The sequence below is a fragment of the Halomonas sp. genome (genome assembly GCF_052095765.1).
GTDB lineage: Bacteria > Pseudomonadota > Gammaproteobacteria > Pseudomonadales > Halomonadaceae > Halomonas.
This window is the reverse complement of the sequence record NZ_JBQDJZ010000063.1, coordinates 1-17090: the sequence shown is the minus strand read 5'-3', so window position 1 is coordinate 17090 and position 17090 is coordinate 1. Positions and strand designations below refer to the sequence as shown.

At 59.3% G+C, this 17090-nt stretch carries 16 protein-coding genes and 2 pseudogenes; 7 read left to right on the top strand and 11 right to left on the bottom strand.

What is annotated here, in order from left to right; translation table 11 throughout:
• Window position 1 precedes the first annotated feature (1 nt).
• Entirely contained in the window at window positions 2-919 is a 918-nt protein-coding gene (gene dctP, locus ACTH3D_RS09125) for a TRAP transporter substrate-binding protein DctP (protein ID WP_441666758.1), read from the bottom strand.
• A 202-nt stretch (window positions 920-1121) separates the two neighbouring features.
• Here dctP and ACTH3D_RS09120 point away from each other — a divergent pair, with 202 nt between their 5' ends.
• Together ACTH3D_RS09120 and ACTH3D_RS09115 are read left to right on the top strand one after the other, a co-directional pair.
• Complete coding sequence (locus tag ACTH3D_RS09120; protein ID WP_441666757.1) at window positions 1122-1817, top strand: FKBP-type peptidyl-prolyl cis-trans isomerase; 696 nt, start codon at window positions 1122-1124, stop codon at window positions 1815-1817.
• A gap of 16 nt (window positions 1818-1833) precedes the next feature.
• Window positions 1834-2922 carry a poly(3-hydroxybutyrate) depolymerase gene (locus ACTH3D_RS09115; RefSeq protein WP_441666756.1) on the top strand — a complete coding sequence of 363 codons (1089 nt, stop codon included), beginning with the start codon at window positions 1834-1836 and terminating at the stop codon, window positions 2920-2922.
• A gap of 36 nt (window positions 2923-2958) precedes the next feature.
• On the opposite strand, the gene ACTH3D_RS09110 is transcribed toward ACTH3D_RS09115, so the two are convergent.
• Both ACTH3D_RS09110 and ACTH3D_RS09105 read right to left on the bottom strand, forming a co-directional pair.
• Window positions 2959-3552 carry an SCO family protein gene (locus ACTH3D_RS09110; RefSeq protein WP_441666755.1) on the bottom strand — a complete coding sequence of 198 codons (594 nt, stop codon included), beginning with the start codon at window positions 3550-3552 and terminating at the stop codon, window positions 2959-2961.
• Between the two features lie 24 nt (window positions 3553-3576).
• Window positions 3577-4086 carry a hypothetical protein gene (locus ACTH3D_RS09105; protein ID WP_441666754.1) on the bottom strand — a complete coding sequence of 170 codons (510 nt, stop codon included), beginning with the start codon at window positions 4084-4086 and terminating at the stop codon, window positions 3577-3579.
• Between the two features lie 126 nt (window positions 4087-4212).
• On the opposite strand from ACTH3D_RS09105, the gene ACTH3D_RS09100 reads away from it, so the two are divergent.
• Entirely contained in the window at window positions 4213-5130 is a 918-nt protein-coding gene (locus tag ACTH3D_RS09100; RefSeq protein ID WP_441666753.1) for an AEC family transporter, read from the top strand.
• Window positions 5131-5581: 451 nt separating this feature from the next.
• On the opposite strand, the gene ACTH3D_RS09095 is transcribed toward ACTH3D_RS09100, so the two are convergent.
• Entirely contained in the window at window positions 5582-6517 is a 936-nt protein-coding gene (locus tag ACTH3D_RS09095) for a LysR family transcriptional regulator (protein WP_441666752.1), read from the bottom strand.
• Between the two features lie 150 nt (window positions 6518-6667).
• On the opposite strand from ACTH3D_RS09095, the pseudogene ACTH3D_RS09090 reads away from it, so the two are divergent.
• Window positions 6668-7621: pseudogene (locus ACTH3D_RS09090) on the top strand (DMT family transporter); the annotation flags it as partial.
• Between the two features lie 58 nt (window positions 7622-7679).
• Here the strand turns inward: ACTH3D_RS09090 and trmB are convergent.
• From trmB to thiS, 3 genes are read right to left on the bottom strand one after another with little or no spacing between them, the layout of a single operon-like run.
• Window positions 7680-8426, bottom strand: coding sequence for a tRNA (guanosine(46)-N7)-methyltransferase TrmB (trmB, locus tag ACTH3D_RS09085; RefSeq protein WP_441666751.1), 747 nt, complete (start codon window positions 8424-8426; stop codon window positions 7680-7682).
• A gap of 28 nt (window positions 8427-8454) precedes the next feature.
• Window positions 8455-9252: a thiazole synthase gene (locus tag ACTH3D_RS09080; RefSeq protein ID WP_441666750.1), complete on the bottom strand. Its 798-nt coding sequence runs from the start codon at window positions 9250-9252 to the stop codon at window positions 8455-8457.
• A 60-nt stretch (window positions 9253-9312) separates the two neighbouring features.
• Window positions 9313-9513: a sulfur carrier protein ThiS gene (thiS, locus tag ACTH3D_RS09075; RefSeq protein WP_441666748.1), complete on the bottom strand. Its 201-nt coding sequence runs from the start codon at window positions 9511-9513 to the stop codon at window positions 9313-9315.
• 136 nt (window positions 9514-9649) lie between these two features.
• On the opposite strand from thiS, the gene ACTH3D_RS09070 reads away from it, so the two are divergent.
• Complete coding sequence (locus ACTH3D_RS09070; RefSeq protein ID WP_441666747.1) at window positions 9650-10045, top strand: DUF423 domain-containing protein; 396 nt, start codon at window positions 9650-9652, stop codon at window positions 10043-10045.
• On the opposite strand, the gene ACTH3D_RS09065 is transcribed toward ACTH3D_RS09070, so the two are convergent.
• Window positions 10018-10434: a PaaI family thioesterase gene (locus ACTH3D_RS09065; protein ID WP_441666746.1), complete on the bottom strand. Its 417-nt coding sequence runs from the start codon at window positions 10432-10434 to the stop codon at window positions 10018-10020. The two genes, ACTH3D_RS09070 and ACTH3D_RS09065, sit on opposite strands and share 28 nt — an antisense overlap.
• A 158-nt stretch (window positions 10435-10592) precedes the next feature.
• The gene (locus tag ACTH3D_RS09060; RefSeq protein ID WP_441666745.1) at window positions 10593-12779 is read right to left on the bottom strand and encodes a malate synthase G; all 2187 of its coding nucleotides are present in this window, start codon (window positions 12777-12779) and stop codon (window positions 10593-10595) included.
• A 301-nt stretch (window positions 12780-13080) separates the two neighbouring features.
• Here ACTH3D_RS09060 and ACTH3D_RS09055 point away from each other — a divergent pair, with 301 nt between their 5' ends.
• Together ACTH3D_RS09055 and ACTH3D_RS09050 are read left to right on the top strand one after the other, a co-directional pair.
• Window positions 13081-14070, top strand: coding sequence for an alpha/beta hydrolase (locus ACTH3D_RS09055; protein WP_441666743.1), 990 nt, complete (start codon window positions 13081-13083; stop codon window positions 14068-14070).
• On the top strand, window positions 14067-14555 hold the full coding sequence (locus tag ACTH3D_RS09050; protein WP_441666742.1) for a hypothetical protein: 489 nt from the start codon (window positions 14067-14069) through the stop codon (window positions 14553-14555). Before ACTH3D_RS09055 ends, ACTH3D_RS09050 begins: the two co-directional genes overlap by 4 nt.
• A 55-nt stretch (window positions 14556-14610) precedes the next feature.
• On the opposite strand, the gene ACTH3D_RS09045 is transcribed toward ACTH3D_RS09050, so the two are convergent.
• Both ACTH3D_RS09045 and ACTH3D_RS09040 read right to left on the bottom strand, forming a co-directional pair.
• Complete coding sequence (locus tag ACTH3D_RS09045; protein ID WP_441666759.1) at window positions 14611-16149, bottom strand: serine hydrolase; 1539 nt, start codon at window positions 16147-16149, stop codon at window positions 14611-14613.
• Between the two features lie 203 nt (window positions 16150-16352).
• Window positions 16353-17024: pseudogene (locus ACTH3D_RS09040) on the bottom strand (ATP-binding protein); the annotation flags it as partial.
• Window positions 17025-17090: the final 66 nt, after the last annotated feature.

Genomic DNA, 17090 nt, shown 5'->3' with positions numbered 1-17090 from the left:
CCTACTCGACGGCTACGGGTCTGAGCGCACGATAAATTTTGAATAGCCACTTATCGCTCTTTTCTTTCATAGTCTCCAGACGCGTGGTGTTGAACTCGGTCTGGATATCATGACCGACCTGAACCAGCTCGCCAGTGATATCGTCGATCATGTCGCGCTGCTCATCACTCAGACCGTCATACCAGTCTAGGTTACCCATCAGCGTAGCGACGAACTGAGACTGCTTGGCGAAAATCAGATAGTCCTGAACTTCATAGAACCCCATCTCTTCATGGGCAAACACCGGCTGAATATTACCTTCTGCCTGACCCTGCTGCAGTGCGCTGTACAGCTCACCATAGGCAATCGAAATCGGTGAGGCACCGTAGCCCTTGTAGGTTTCCCGCAGCAGAGTGTTATCCATCACGCGAATCTGCAGGTTTTCAATATCTTCTGGGGTTGTGATTTCCTTGTTGGTCGTCCATACCTGATAGCCTTCGGCAAGCTCGGCCAGCGGCACCAGGCCACGCTCACGGAAAGAATCCTGCCAGGCATCACTCTTCAGGAATTCATCGGAGTTGAGCACCGTGACGGTTTCCATCTCATCGGCCGGCATGACGAAGTTGAGGCTCATCAACTGGCTTTCCGGCACGGTGCCACCCAATGCACCTGAGCCGAAGCCCAGCTGGATTGCCCCCCCCTGAACAGCATCATATAGCTCAGAATAGCTGGAACCCCACTTACCATAGGGAAGCAGCTGGACGGTAATGTCACCGTCTGTTTTTTCTTCAACAAGCTTCTTGAACTCTTCTGCGTAACCATGCTGGACGCTGCCCTCGATCTCCTCAAGACCGAAGCGCCAAGTTTCTGCACTGGCTGTTGTCGCCACGCCCATCATGCTTGCAACTGCAACTCCTAACGCTACCTTTTGCAATTTCATTACGCTCTCCTTTTTATATTGACATCTATAGGGAAGAGTAAAGGTCTCCCCATGTCAAGACACAGTTTCTGGTCCAGAAAGACAATCGCACGAGGTTACATTGATTAACTGACAGGCTGCGGAACCCAGCCACTCCTGCTAGTGTCCAACACACGTCATACACTCAACGGTGCCGAACAGCACCTATCGACAAGGTTGTTTCATGAAAACATTGTTAACCTCTGCGTCACTGGTTGCGCTGCTGGGCGCTTCATCACTGACTTTCGCTGCACTCGATTCTGAACAACAGAAATTGAGCTACAGCCTGGGTGCCACACTCGGACAGTCCATTCACCAGGACGTTGATAATCTGGACATCGACAGCTTCACTCAGGCGATCCAGGATGTTTTCGCCGGTGAAGAACTTGCCTTGAGCGATGAGGAAATGGCCAAAACGCTAACCGACTTCCAGCAGGAAGCCATGCGCAACCGCGCTGCCAAGGCCGAAGCTGAAGCCGAGGCCAACGCAGCTGAGGGCCAGGTTTACCTCGATGAGAATGCCGGAAAAGATGGCGTTACCATCACTGAGTCCGGCCTACAGTATCGGGTGCTGGAATCCGGCGATGGCGCCACGCCCAAGGCTGGCGACAACGTCCAAGTGCATTATGAAGGCACGCTGATCGACGGCACCGTCTTTGACAGCTCCTATGAGCGCGGTGAGCCGGTCCAGTTTAAAGTCGGCCAGGTCATCGAGGGCTGGCAGGAAGCCCTCAAGCTGATGAGCGAAGGCGACACCTGGGAGCTGGTGATTCCTTCCGAGCTGGCCTATGGCGAACACGGCCAGGGGCCGATTGGCCCGAATGAAGTGCTGACCTTTAAGGTCGAGCTGCTCGGTGTTGACGCCGCCGACAAGCAGTAAGCGCATGAAAATCCGCATGAAAACCAGAGCACCGCTACTGGCAGCCAGCCTCCTAGGTGGGGGGCTGGCTATTGCGTTTACCACACCGCTGCTGGCCAATCAGCCGACTGACGCTGGCGCGCCAGCGGCTGCACTGCCTGCCCTGGGGGCCGCCCGCGACAACGCCAGCGTCATCGGTGTTTCTTCAGGGGGCTATATGGCCAGCCAGCTAGCAGTTGCCTGGCCCGAGCGCTTCACGGGGCTGGGGATCATTTCTGCCGGCCCCTGGGGCTGTGCCCAGGGCTCGCTTAGCCTGGCGCTGACCCAGTGCATGCTGACAACGAAGGGCCCGATCGATCTGGGTACCCTAGACGAGCGTTACCAGTCTTATCTGAAGCGCGAATTAGTCGGCACCCCGCAACAGCTGTCTACATTGCGGGCCTATAGCTGGCATGGCGGTGCCGACTCGGTAGTCGCGCCCTCGATTGGCCAGTCGCTGACACAGCAGCTGAGCAGCTGGCTGGCTGATCCTGAACAGCAGCTGCAAGCGGTTGTTGATGAGGGTGCCGCACACGGTTGGCCAGTGGGCAGCTCGCAAGCTGAGCCTGATATCCCCGAAAGGGCTGACTGCGCTGAAGGTGGCGGCAACCACCTGCTCGACTGCGAGCGCAAGGTCGGCGAAGAAGCCTTGGACTGGATACACGGCCCGGCACCAGAAAAAGATGTTGAAAGTATCAGTGAAAGAGGCCGACTGGTGCGCTTCGACCAAAGCGACTTTGATGCCCGCGGCCTGGCCGATGAAGGCTATCTGTTTCTTCCCGAGTCGTGCGAATCGGGCGGCTGTCCGGTCAGTGTTGCACTGCACGGCTGTGGCATGAGCGCCAGTGAGGGCGACGAAAGCTTTGTCCGCCATAATGGTCTGAATGAGCGAGCGGACCGCGAAGGACGGCTGGTGCTGTACCCTCAAGCCAAAGCCAGCATGGCCAATCCTCAGGGCTGCTGGGACTGGTGGGGCTTCACCGAAAGCAGCTGGCAGCTTGACCCACTGCACGACTCCCGAGAGGGACGCCAGATCGGCTCCCTGATGCAGATGCTAGATAAACTGCAGTCATCGCCGGGCAGCTGAATCACTTGTCGGGACGTTCAGTGCGTGCCCGCCAAGTTATTTTTCAAGCCTTTCTTTCAGCGCTGACAGCAATGGCTCCGGCCTTGGTGAGTGCAGTACACGGCGCAGGATTTCCCCGTCACGGTTTACCACATACAGTGAAACACTGTGATCAATGGTGTAATCCGCCGCGGAGTCCGGGGTTTCAACCTTGCGCCACACCACCTGGTAGCGCCTGGCAATGTCCTTCAGCTCGGCTTCGCTGCCTGTAGCGCCAATAAAACCGTCACCAAAGAAAGCGAGATACTCTTTCAGCCGCTCAAGGGTGTCGCGCTCGGGGTCCACCGACACCATCAATGGCACGACCCGCTCACGCTGCGCTTCACTGAGTTGTTGGCGTGCCTGGCGCAGCACACCCAGGCTGATCGGACAAGCATCCGGACACCAGGTATAGCCAAAGAACACTACCGCCAGCTGATCCTCATCCAACTGACTGAGTGAGAAGTCGCCAACGGTAGAGCCCAACGCAATATCGCCGCCCTCGGGAGGGCCATCCACACTGCGCTGTCGATCACTCCACCAACCGGCCAAAACCACAACAATGGCGACTGTGACGACAGCCAGGCCCGCCCATAGCCATATACGCTTCATGCATTTACTCCGTATGGGAAGACGCTAGCTTTTGACAACCTGGAAGTCGAACCAGCTACCGATCCGACCATCTGGAGTATCCACGATCACCCGGGCACGCCAATCCATCACCTCATCGGTGCACAGCGCCACCTGGCCATCGCCCTGAAACACGCTGCCGTTGGCGGTAAGTGGAAAACGGTGCAACCCCATATCCATATCGAGGCCTTCAAAGCGGACGACGGCAGCCATAGCTTTACCGCCTTCAAGCTCAACAGAAAGCGGCAGCAGCTCCAGGGCATGTATCGGCCCATCAGTCTGCATCGAAAAAACCAGTTGCCTGCCATCACCCAGTGCCACGCTACATGGCCCCTGCGATATATCGCAGGCCTCAGCGGGTGGGATCCAGCGTACATCGCTGTCCGCATCAAGGGCATAGCGCAGCAGATACCACAGCGCCAGCCCGAGGGTTATCAGGGTAGCAATCACCAGCAGACGCAACTGCGGCGAACGCACCCAGGAGGACTCCTGTCCGGAAAATGGCGATGTGTTCATAAGACTTGTCTACATCGATGGCTGGATGCAGGTAAGCTTAACAGTATTTGACACTGGCTCCTCTGCGCGCCGTTGTCGCAGGCACCTAGTGCACGAATCCAAGCCTGAGATGGAGAGAAGCTGCTCATGGAAGGTATCTCGAACGCCCTTGGCCCGCTTTTCCTGCTGATACTACTCGGTCTAGTGTTACAGCGGCTCGATATTCCCGGCGGTGACTTCTGGCCGCGCCTGGAGCGGTTGGTCTATACCCTGCTGTTTCCGGCCATGCTGGTATCAACACTGGCCCAGGCCGATATGCAAAGCGTACCGGCGGGACGGCTGGCGCTGGTGCTGCTGGGGGCCATGCTGTTTTTTGGTGGCTTGCTGTGGAGGCTACGCAAACGACTGGCACTACCTGCTGCGCCCTTTACCTCGGTGTTTCAGGGCTCATTGCGCTTCAATACTTACGTGGGGGTGGCTGGGGCCGCTGCACTGCATGGCAGCACCGGCACCACCGTGGCAGCAGTTGCCGTAGCGCTGATGGTTCCAGTAGTGAACGTCATGTGTGTGTCAGGTTTTGTTGCCGCGGGCACTCTGGGCAGCGCTGGTCTGCGCGCCAGCGTCGTGGCCCTGAGCCGCAACCCGCTGATTCTCGCCTGCCTGCTGGGTATTGCCCTGAACCTGTCGGGCATTGGCTTACCCGGCTGGAGCGAACCTGCCATCACCCTGCTGGGGCGGGCCGCCCTGCCACTGGGGCTGGTAGCCGTGGGGGTGGCTCTGCGCCCTGCGGCACTGCTCAGGCGCGATATCGGCGTATGGATGGCCAACGGCATCAAGCTGGTGGCCATGCCGGCACTGGTGCTGGCGTTGGCCCATGCCGTGGGGCTGGACCCAGTCAGTCGTGATGTCGCGTTGCTGTTTGCCGCTCTGCCCACCGCTACCTCGGCGTATATCCTGGCCCGCCAGCTGGGCGGCGATGCCGAACTGATGGCGGCACTGATCACCAGCCAGACGCTGCTGGCCATGTTGAGCCTGCCCTTGTGGTTGCGTCTGGCTGGCGGCTAGCCAGCATGCACCCAGGCCTAATAAAAAAGCTTCTCATTTGTATTGACAGAGCAAATGAGAATGATTTACTCTACGCTACATGGTGTTGATGAGACGCCATGGCCCGACAGGGTTCTTGCCAGTCTCCTGTCAGGTTTCTCCTCCTCATTGTTAGTCACGGTCTTTTGCCGCTCCTTCCCTGGAGCGGCTTTTTTTGCGTATCCTCCGAGGCATATCCATGATTCTCATGCATATGCCCTGACCAGCCAGCATGTAAGGGGCATAAACAAAAAAGATTCTCGTTTGTGTTGACAGCTCAAATGAGAATGATTTACTCTACGCTACATGGTGTTGATGAGACGCCATGGCCCGACAGGGTTCTTGCCAGTCTCCTGTCAGGTTTCTCCTCCTCATTGTTAGTCACGGTCTTTTGCCGCTCCTTCCCTGGAGCGGCTTTTTTTTGCGTATCCTTCTAGGCGTAGGCATGAGGATCAGCACTCGCTCTGGCCCGGGTGCCAGGCCAGGGGCCCACTTTGCCCAGCCGCTCACGCAGCATGTCGGCCAGTGCCTGCACTGCCGGCCATGAGGGGGCATCTATGCGGCGGCTAAAATACAGACACGCCTGACTGTCACTGAGCAGTGGCAGGCCATCGCTCTCATCCAGCACCCGCATGGTAGGCAGTAGCCGCTGCCGATCCAGGATACTGATGGCCAGACCGACTTCTACCGCTTTTTCCACCGCATGAATACTGGTGCTGGTGAATACCGCGTACCAGTCGCGATCGCGCGCCTCCAGCGCCTCAACGCCCAGCGAACGAAATGGACAGTCCAGCGGGTGCACCGCCAGCGGCAACGGCGACTCGGAATTGATACTGAAGTCGCGCGCCGCGGCCCATACCGGCGAGGTTTTCCACAGCGCTTCGCCTCCGGTCAGCCGGTGGGGTCTGTCCAGGGCCACGATCAGCGACAGCTCGCCACGCTCGAGCCGCCGTGCCAGCTCACCGCTGGGCGCAGTCACCGCCTCCAGCACCACATTGGGATGGCTGGCAAGAAAGTCCGGCAGCACCTGCTCCACCAGCTGGGGAGCGTAGCCTTCCGGCATGCCAAAGCGCACCCGGCCCGACAGCCCCTGCCCGGTCAGCCGGGCAATCAGGCCATCATGCTGACGCAACAGCTCACGAGCTTCTCTCAACAGCACCTCGCCCGCGGGTGACGGCGTGACTCCGCGCGGGCCGCGAATCAGCAGTCGCGTTTCCAGCCGCTCCTCCAGCCGCTTGATTTGCATGCTCAAGGCACTGACAGTGCGATGGCGCTGCTCAGCGGCGGCCGCCAAACTGCCCTGCTGCACGATAATCATGAAACTGCGCAGCGCCTCAAGGTCCAGGGTTGCTCCTGAGATTTCTGCCATTCAAATCCAGCCTTGAATTTAATTGAACTCTGAGTCCAATAAGTTTCGATAGCTTAAAGCCTAGCAGGATCCCAGAATGAATACATCTCATCGCTAACGACATTGTTCGTTAGTGCCATTCACGCTCTTCCAGCAGACCGGGAGGTCTCCATGCTCAGCCTGCCACGCCTGTTTACTACTTTGCCTCGACTAGAACGCCTACCGCGCGTCCCGGTTACCTCCCTGGTGATAGCGGTTGGCTTTGTGCTGTGCTGGAGCAGCGGTTTTGTGGGCAGTCGTCTGGCAGTCGATGTTGCTGGGCCAGTGATTGGCTTCTATGCCTGGCGCTTTGTCATGGCGGCACTGCTGGCCTGGACGGTAGTGGCATGGCGCCGGGCAAAGCCCGGTCACCGACCCAATCGCCGCCAGGTGGTCCATGAGCTGCTGACCGGCAGCCTGACTCTCGGCGTGTACCTGCTGACCATGCTGCTAGCCGTAGCCGAAGGCGTCAGCGCTTCGGTCGCCGCGCTGATCGGCGCGCTGCAACCGCTGGCCGCTGCACTGCTGGCCAGCCGACTGCTGCGTGAGCGTAGCTGCAAGGCCCAGTGGTGGGGCATGGGAATTGCCACCTTGGGAGCAGCCGCCATGGTGGTTGGCGATATGCGGGGAGCGGGAGGCGCACCACTGTGGGCTTACACGCTGCCGCTGGCCGCAGTGCTTGCCGTGTCGCTGGGCAGCGTACTGACGCCACCCGGCCCCAAGCCCTCCAGCTACCAGGCGGCGAGCAGCAAACAGCATGAGCCGCTGGCGCTGGTGACGCGCTTGGCGCTGCAGGTCAGCGCTGCGGCAGGGTTGTTTGTGGTAGCAGCACTACTGCTGGAACCCGGCCTGCCGCCCCCGCCACAGCTTAATACCAGCGTATGGCTGGCACTGGCCTGGCTGATTGTGCTGTCGACTTATGGCGGCTACGGTTTCTTTGTGGCCAGCTTGGGGCGTTTCGGGGTTACGACCACCTCGGGCCTGATCGCACTGACCCCGGCGGTAACGCTGATCATCGGCGCGCTGATGTTCGGCGAGCACCCGGATGCACTGGGCCTGGCCGGGCTGATCCTGTCACTGTTCGGCGCACTTTGGGCGCTGGCCGCAGGCAACAGGCGCCGCCGCCGTGCCGCGGTTTCGGGAATCAGTCAGCGCGGCGGTACATCAGGTCCCAGACACCATGCCCAAGTTTCTCTCCCCGGGTCTCAAACTTGGTCAGCGGGCGAAACTCAGGCCGCGGCACATAAGGCGCCGTGTCGCCCGCCGCGCTGTTGATATAGCCCGGTGCGGCGTCCAGCACCTCGGCCATCCACTCGGCGTAGGCCTGCCAGTCGGTGGCCATGTGTAGGATGCCACCTGGTTTGAGGCGGGTGCGGATCAGCTCGACAAACGCTGGCTGAACAATACGCCGCTTGTGATGCTTCTTCTTCGTCCAGGGATCAGGAAAGAACAGCTGGAGAGTATCCATGCAGGCTTCGGGCAGGCACTGCTCCAGCACCGCTAAGGCATCCTCGCGGTACACCCTCAGATTCGTCAGACCGCGCTTGTCGACCTCATCTAACAGCTTGCCCACGCCCGGAGCGTGGACCTCGATGCCGATGAAGTCGGTGCCCGGATTGGCTTCAGCCTGCTCAACCAGTGAGCCGCCCATGCCGAAGCCCACCTCCACCACCAGCGGCGCCTTGCGGCCAAACAGCACGGCTGGGTCCTGGCGCCCATCGGCAATGGTCAGGCCTAGTCGCGGCCAGACATCATCCAGCCCGCGCTGCTGAGCAATGGTTGTGCGTCCGGCGCGTATCACATAGCTCTTGATCCCGCGCCGATGCAACGGTGCATCAGCGCTTGCCGGACTGGTCTCAGAAGCGGAGTCGTTTGGTGTCTGTTCAGTCATGCCTGTGATGCCTTCAGTAAAGGGTCAGTCAGCGGGTAATACGCCCAGCCATCGGCGAGGACGGCTCAGCGTTGGGCCGACGCGGCATACGCCCAGCAAGAAAGGCTTCGCGTCCGGCGAGGACCGCACGCTGCATGGCGCTGGCCATCAGCACGGGGTGACGCGCATTGGCGATAGCGGAGTTCATCAACACCGCATCACAGCCCAGCTCCATGGCCTGGGCGGCCTCAGAGGCAGTGCCGATACCGGCATCCACCAGCACGGGAACACTGGCGCGCTCAATAATCAGTTGCAGATTGAACGGGTTCTGGATGCCGTGACCCGAGCCGATCAATGAGCCTAGCGGCATGACCGCGCAGCAGCCCAGGCGCTCCAGTTCCAGCGCGACAATAGGGTCGTCGTTGGTGTAGACCATAACGTCGAAGCCTTCCTTGACCAGGACTTCAGCGGCCTTGAGCGTCTCCACCACGTTGGGATAAAGGGTACTGTCATCGGCCAGAATCTCAAGCTTGACCAGGCGATGGCCGTCCAGCAACTCGCGGGCCAGGCGACAGGTACGGACTGCTTCTTTGGCATCGTGACAACCGGCCGTATTAGGCAGCAGGGTATAGCGGTCCGGCGAGATTACATCCAGCAGGTTCGGCTCAGAGGCACTCTGGCCCAGATTGGTGCGACGCACCGCAAAGGTCACCACTTCAGCGCCACTGGCGGCGATGGCGTCACGGGTTTCATCAAAGTCGCGGTATTTACCAGTGCCCACCAGCAAGCGCGAAGAAAATTCATGGTCGGCGATACGCAGGGGTGCATCCTGAAAGTACTCGGTCATGGGGTCTCCTTGATGACCTTGGCAATCGTATAATCGTTGTTATTGGGGGAAACCCGTACGTCAGCCGCCGCCAATAGCGTGAACAATCTCAACCCGGTCGCCGTCGGCCAGGTGCCTGGCCGAATGGGTGCTTCTGGGAATAATATTCTCGTTTACTTCCACAGCAATGCGGCGCTCGGTCAAGCCCAGCGTTTCAAGCAGGGCGGCGACGGTAAGCTCTTTTTCGACGCGATGCGCTTCGCCGTTGAGCTGTATCTGCATATCATCCTCATCGGTGAGTAAAGTATCGGGGCCAGTATTGTAGCCTCATTGACGTCATACGGGGTACGTTGGCCGGCCGTCTGGCCGGGCTACTTCAACACATTACAGATTCAACACATTACAGAGGGAGTAACACATGCACGATCGCAACTGGTGGCTGCTAACCGCCGTATCGGGCGCATTGATGGTAGGCACCGGCGCTTTCGCCGCTCACGGGCTATCGGGCTATCTGTCGCCCAAGTTACTGCAGACGTTTGAGACCGGCGTACGCTATCAAGCTTGGCACACCCTCGCCATGCTCGGCGTGCTGGCCTGGCGAAGTGCCTGCCCGCTAGCCGGACAGCGTCTGGTACTGGGCCTGTGGGCACTTGGCATGCTGCTTTTTTCAGGCTCGTTGTATGCGCTGGCAGTGACGGGCATCGGTCGCTTGGGCATCATCACGCCTATTGGGGGCGTTGCCATGATTGCCGGATGGCTGGCACTGGCCCTATGTATCATACGCACTCAGTCATCATTGTCGGGCAGCACATAAGTCGCGGTTACCACGGCAACCGGCTCGTCCTCTCCGCTGGAAAACAGCAGCACCTCACCTACCGCCAGACGACGCCCGAGCTTGAGAATGCGGGCGTTAGCAATCAGGTCACGGTCGCTGCGCGGTCGACGCAGAAAACGACAGTGCAGATCGCTGGTGACGGCCATGGGCTCAGGCCCGATCTGCGCCAGAATAGCGACATACAGGCATACATCCGCCAACCCCATCAGGGTCGGGCCCGACACACTGGCCCCGGGGCGCAGGTGCTCATCTTCCACCGCCAGGCTCATGGTCGCGCGCATTTCGCTAACGGCCTCGATAGTACCGGAGCGCTGCGGAAAAACCTCATCCAAAAAATCTTCAATGGCAGAGGCGGTCATCATGGTCATGCGTCGCTCCCTATGCGGGTGATGTGGTTCAGGACTTGCTGTTGAGAACATGCCGGTACGCACTGATCAACCTACAACAGACACAATAGCCGAGCCAGGCCACAAAAACATCGCCCCCGTGAATCATCAACGGGGGCGATGGGCGCAGCTAACAGACGTCAGCGGGCCTTGTGAACCGCGCGCCAGTGGTGCAGCAACGGCTCGGTGTAGCCTGACGGCTGGGTGCGACCTTTGAAGATCAGGTCGGAAGCCGCCTTGAAAGCGTCTGACGCCTCAAGATCATCGCTCATCGGCGTATAGGCTGGGTCACCTTCGTTCTGCTTGTCGACCACTTTTGCCATGCGCTCCAGGGTCTCGCGCACCTGGGCTTCGTCGATCACGCCATGCAGCAGCCAGTTAGCCAAGTGCTGGCTGGAAATGCGCAGCGTGGCACGGTCTTCCATCAGGCCCACATCGTGGATATCCGGCACCTTGGACACCCCAACGCCCTGCTCGACCCAACGCACCACGTAACCAAGAATGCCCTGGCAGTTGTTGTCCATTTCCTGCTGGCGCTCTTCGCTAGTCCAGTCGACAGACTCGGCTACCGGCACCGTGAGCAGCGCATTCAGCAATTCGTCGCGCAGCTCTGCCTCGTCTTCCGTCTCCAGCTCTCGCTGGACGTCCTCCACGCTGACCTGATGATAATGCAGGGCATGCAGCGTGGCTGCTGTGGGCGACGGCACCCAGGCGGTATTCGCACCAGCTCTGGGGTGACCAATTTTCTCTTCAACCATAGCTGCCATCAGGTCCGGCATGGCCCACATGCCCTTGCCGATCTGGGCGTGTCCGCGCAGGCCGCAGGCCAGCCCCACTAGCACGTTGCTGCGCTCGTAGGCATCGATCCAGGGCGTGCTCTTCATATCGCCCTTGCGAATCATTGGCCCGGCGTTCATCGCGGTGTGCATCTCGTCACCGGTGCGGTCGAGGAAGCCGGTGTTAATAAACGCCACCCGCGAACTTGCCTGGGCAATACAGGCCTTGAGGTTGACCGAGGTGCGGCGCTCCTCGTCCATGATGCCCATCTTCAGGGTGTCGCGGGCCAAACCCAGCACGTCTTCAACTCGCGAGAACAGCTCGCTAGCAAAGGCCACTTCGTCTGGGCCGTGCATCTTGGGCTTGACGATGTAAACCGAGCCGGTGCGTGAGTTACGCAGTTCGCCTTCGGGCTTATTGAGGTCGTGCAGCGCAATCAGGCTGGTCACGATGCCGTCGAGAATGCCTTCGGGCAACTCGTTGCCCTGCTCGTCGAGCACCGCCGGCGTGGTCATCAAGTGGCCTACGTTACGCACGAACATCAGCGAACGGCCTTGCAGCGACAATGCCTCACCACGTGGGTTTTTCCACTGACGGTCGGGGTTCAAGCGGCGCGTATAGCTCTTGTCGCCCTTGGTAATCTCCTCGGTCAGGTCGCCTTTCATCAGGCCCAGCCAGTTGGCATAGACCGCGACCTTATCCTGGGCATCCACTGCCGCGACCGAGTCCTCGCAGTCCATTATGGTGCTGACGGCCGACTCGATAACAACATCTTTCACATTGGCCGGATCGGTCTTGCCGATGGGATGTTCGCCATCGATCTGAACTTCGAGACGCAGGCCATTATTGGAAAACAGGATACCCGTAGGCGCACTATCTTCTCCCTGATAGCCAATCAGCTTGCCCGGCTCCTTGAGCCCCGTCTCGCGACCGTTTTCAAGCGAAACCACCAGATGGCCATCGCGCACCACATAACGCGTCGCTTCACTGTGCGAGCCGATTGCCAGCGGCACGGAGCGATTCAATACGCGGCGGGCATAGGCAATGACCTTCTCAGCACGCTTGGGGTTAAAGCTGGTGCCTTTTTCGGCGCCATCATCCTCAGATATCACGTCGGTGCCATAGAGCGCATCATACAGGCTGCCCCAGCGGGCATTGGCAGCATTCAGCGCATAGCGCGCATTGTTAACCGGCACCACCAGCTGCGGACCAGCCTGACGGGATACCTCGCGATCCACATTGGCGGTGGTCACCTGAACCTCACGCGGCGGCTTAACCAGATAGCCAATTTTTTCAAGGAAGCTGCGGTATGCGGCAAGATCGCGCACCGGCCCCGGGTTCTGGCTGTGCCAGTCATCCAGCTCAGATTGCAGACGCTCACGCTCCGCCAACAACTCCTGGTTGCGCGGCGTCAATTCATGGAAAATGGCATCCACACCCTGCCAGAAGTCATCAGGGTCAATGCCCGTACCCGGCAACGCCTGTTCATTGATGAAGCGGTCGAGTTCAGCTGCAACCTGCAGCCGATGGCGGGTGATGCGTTGGGTCATGAGGGCAACCTCCAGTAAGAAACCCGCCCAGTGTCAGGCAATGGGCGAATGCCGGATATGTGGATAAAACCAGTTTATTACTTAATTTTGTGGAAAATTGTTTCAGTTGTAAAGCAAGCCGCCGCGCACCAGCAGCAACTATCGACCAAAAGACCAGCCTGAAGTGAGCCACTCAACGACCACTGCGCGCGGCATGTCATTGAATTGTTGCACCAACCCAGCCACAAGCTACAAACATTGCGGACCCCGACTGGTGACAGAGGCGGCATGACGCTAGCATGGCACAACGATGGAGAAAGCCATGCTAGATTTCAGCCCACTGCTGGCACACGGCCCGCTTGGCCCCGCTGAGCGACACGACAGCCTGCGCCACTGCCTTGAACATTACCTTGAACACTACGGTATGGCACCGCTGCTTACCGAGCGGGCCGGGCTTGAGGTCGGCTATTTGGACACCAAGGGATACCGCTTGTGGACCCAGGTCTGGAGTCCACCGGCACCGGTGGGCACGGCCTTTGTTGTACACGGCTACTACGACCACTTAGGACTTTATCGCCACCTGATCGAGCGGCTGCTCGCCCACGGCTGGCGCGTGATCCTGTGGGACCTGCCAGGGCACGGCTTATCCAGCGGCGCCCGAGCCACCATTGCCGACTTTGACGAATACGGCGACTGCCTGCGCAGCCTCCAACAACAGCTGATGGCACGCGGACTGGCGCCGCGCCCTTGGCTTGGCGTTGGGCAAAGTACCGGCGCCAGCATTCTTGCCACCGATGCACTACGCCACGGCGGTGACGACCACTGGTCCGGGCTGGCGCTGCTGGCTCCGCTGGTCCGACCGCGCCGTTGGCCACAGTCCAGCCTGGTGCATTCGCTGGTTGGCCCCTTTGTGCAAAGCATTCCGCGACGTTTCAATAACAACTCCAACGACGCCGAATTCGCCAGCTTCCTGCGCGAACGTGATCCGTTGCAGCCCGATCGCTTACCAGTGGAGTGGATCAGCGCCATGCGTCGCTGGATTCCCCAGCTGCTGGCACTACCGGCCAGTCAGATACCCACGCTGATTCTGCAGGGCGAGCAGGACCGTACCGTTGACTGGCAGTGGAACCTGAAGATACTGACCGAGAAGTTTCCGCACGCCCAGGTCTATCGCCAGCCGGCAGCACGTCACCACCTGGTCAACGAGACCGAAGCCATCCGCCAAGACCTGCTGGATACCTTGGGGCACTTTATCGACCGCCTCATCACGCCGGATACAACACCCAAACCACACAAGAGCCCAACCTCATGATGCGGCAACGACTGCTGATTTTACTGCTGCTAATGACCCTGCTGAGTGCCTGTGCGGGTACACCTGACCGCTCCCAGACAGTTCGCCAAGCACTGATTGCGCTGGGTCAACATGGGGCTGATGAAATACTCAAGGCTCCTCAGCTCCCAAAACCCCAGTATGACCAGGTGCTGCTGCTGGCCACGCCTGACGTTGACAGCGAGCTTAGCATTCCGCCACAACAGCTGTTGGAAAGCATTGCGCGGGGCCTGCTCGGCGTTGATCAAGGCCCCCAGGTTCTAGACTGGGCCGAGGAGCTGCCTGAAAACAACAACAGTAACCTGTGGTGGCTAGCCAGCAGGCTCGAGTCCACCGCTCCACCGCTGACACTCTCCGACCGCGTGCTGCTACCGTACCGGCTGAACCTCACCCTGCGCCGCCCCGGCAGCAAGGAAGCACTATGGCAGACCAGCCTGGATGGCGCCCTGGACGCCGATGCGCTCTAGGCTTGCCTACGCGAGCTAGTAAGAAGCTCTTGTTGTGTAGAAGTGGGGCCATGCCTCAGCGCCCCTGCCGGTTAAACACGGCAAGACCGTATTCATTGAGAAATTCCACCGTGAGTGACTGCACTAGGCCGTCATCGGAGATATCAAAGATCAGAGAAGATAACGAACCTGATGGCATGTTTTCAGTGAAGACGGGGAAATAGAAGACATCTCCCGCCCAGTGTTTCGCTTCAAACGTTCGCTCGTCAGGGCCGAGCGTCAGGATCAGCGAGACATCATCCTGCTCTACTCTTGCCGGGCCGAAATAATCGTTGTCGTAACCCCCCTCCAACGACTCAAGATCAACGCTAAGCTCAGCGCTCACAGGACGCTGCCGACCAACAAGCTCGCCGAGCGGTGCTGTCATCGGGGCAAATAACTGTTGATACCCAGCAAGCCATTCTCGCTGCACCGACCCATACTGAACTAAGTCCATGAATTGGGCCGTCACGGATTCTGCAGCACCAACCGGGGCAGCATTGGTGAACACAGCAATGCCCAACTCTTGTGACGGCAGCAGCATATAACTCGTACTTGCTCCTAGAACGAAGGCCCCAGAATGACTCAGCATGGTCTGCCCCGTCGGCTGGATGGCAACATTGACCCCGTAGCCATAAAAACTGGCACGATCAACCGGCGTTGCCGGATGCTGTGAAATGATCTCAGGGGTTAGTGCCGGTGTTAGGGCACTTTCTTCAATAATCACCCGGTCTTCAAAGCGGCCTTGCGACAGCAGCATGATCATCCAGCGCGAAAAGTCAGTAACTGACGCACTGACGCCGCCAGCTGGCGACTGCGGGTCAGGTATGCGCTGCAACGCCGGCTTGAACTCTCCGTCGATAATGGCATGACCGACCGCACGATTGCCTTGGGCCCAGTAGTCTTCAAACCGAGAGCTTGTAGAAGCCATGCCAAGCGGCACATAGAGGGTGTTTTCTGCCAGGCTTGCCCAGTCTACTCCCGAGGCGACGGCCACGGCTTCTGCGCCTGCCGTCATCCCAAAATTGGTATAGGCATAAGTGTTGCGAAACGCGCTGAGAGGTAGGTATTTCAAGTGCTCCAGAATATACTGGCGGTCGAATCCGAGGTCTTCAAGATCGTCACCGGCATGATCAGGTAAGCCTGAGCGATGGGCAAAAAAATCACCGATACTGACATGTTCACTGACCCACGGATCCTGCAGTTGAAGCCAAGGCAAATACTGTTGCACCGGATCATCCCAACTGACAACGCCCTTGCCTACCTGATGCGCTACCACACTGGCAGAAACGGACTTTGACAGGGAAGCCAACTGAAAAACTGTATCGACATCGACGGGCCCGGGCTTGCCTAGTTCACGCACGCCATAGCCTTTGGAAAAAAGTGTCTTGCCCTGGTGCACTACAGCCACCGCCAGCCCAGGCACCCCTGTTTCTGCCATGACCGTCTCGATCAGACCATCAATCTGGTCGACAGCCGCCTTGACCTGTTCAGCAGGGGTCGGGGCGTCTGTATTTTTCGCCCATGCCCCAGGCGCCCATACAGCCAGGGTCAAAACAAGCACACACAACCCCATTACGACAGAACGACTCAGCCGCCCCCTGCCAGTTAGGCAGGTCAACCTGCCAGGTTCAATAGCACGCGTCATACGACCACCTCCGCGATTGCCCGGCGCCGGATGGCCTCGGGTCTAACGATCACTCCACGCTGCGCTCTCTCTACAATCAGCCAGCTATCAGCCAAGTGAAATATTCAAGCCTGGTTTTATTATAAGCTGTGTTAACCGCCCTGCAGCTGGCGATCGAGTTGGCGGTAGCCAATGGCTTCCATCAAATGCTCGCGCCCCGGCCGCGGCTCGCCAGCCAGGTCTGCCAGGGTCAGCGCCACTCGCAATACCCGGTGATAGGCGCGGGCCGACAGCTTCAGCCGCTCCAGCGCACCGGCCAGCCAAGCCCGGTCAGCAGTTTCCAGCGCACAGATGCTCTCCAACTCACGCCCACCTAGCCGGGCATTCAGCGCGCCCCGCGCCAGCTGTCGCCGCCGCGCCGCCAGCACCCGCTCGCGCACGTCAGTGGACGGCTCACCATTGGTTTGTGAGGTGAGCTGCTCTGGTGGCAAAGCCGGCACCTCCACCTGCAGGTCGATGCGGTCAAGCAGCGGCCCCGACAGTCGCGCCTGATAGCGCTGTATCTGGTTGGCGGTACAGTGGCACTGCTGACGTGAGTCACCCAGGTGACCACAAGGGCAAGGGTTCATCGCCGCCACCAGCTGGAAGCGCGCCGGATAACAGCGCTGATGGCTGGCCCGGGCGATATGGATTTCCCCTGATTCCATGGGCTCGCGCATCACCTCCAGCACCTGGCGTGGGTACTCGGGCAGTTCGTCGAGAAATAGCACACCATGATGGGCCAGGGAAATCTCACCTGGCCTGGGCCGCGAGCCACTGTGAATTCCATTAAAAACAGCTAAGTGGCTATTCAAAATTTATCGTGCGCTCAGACCCGTAGCCGTCGAGTA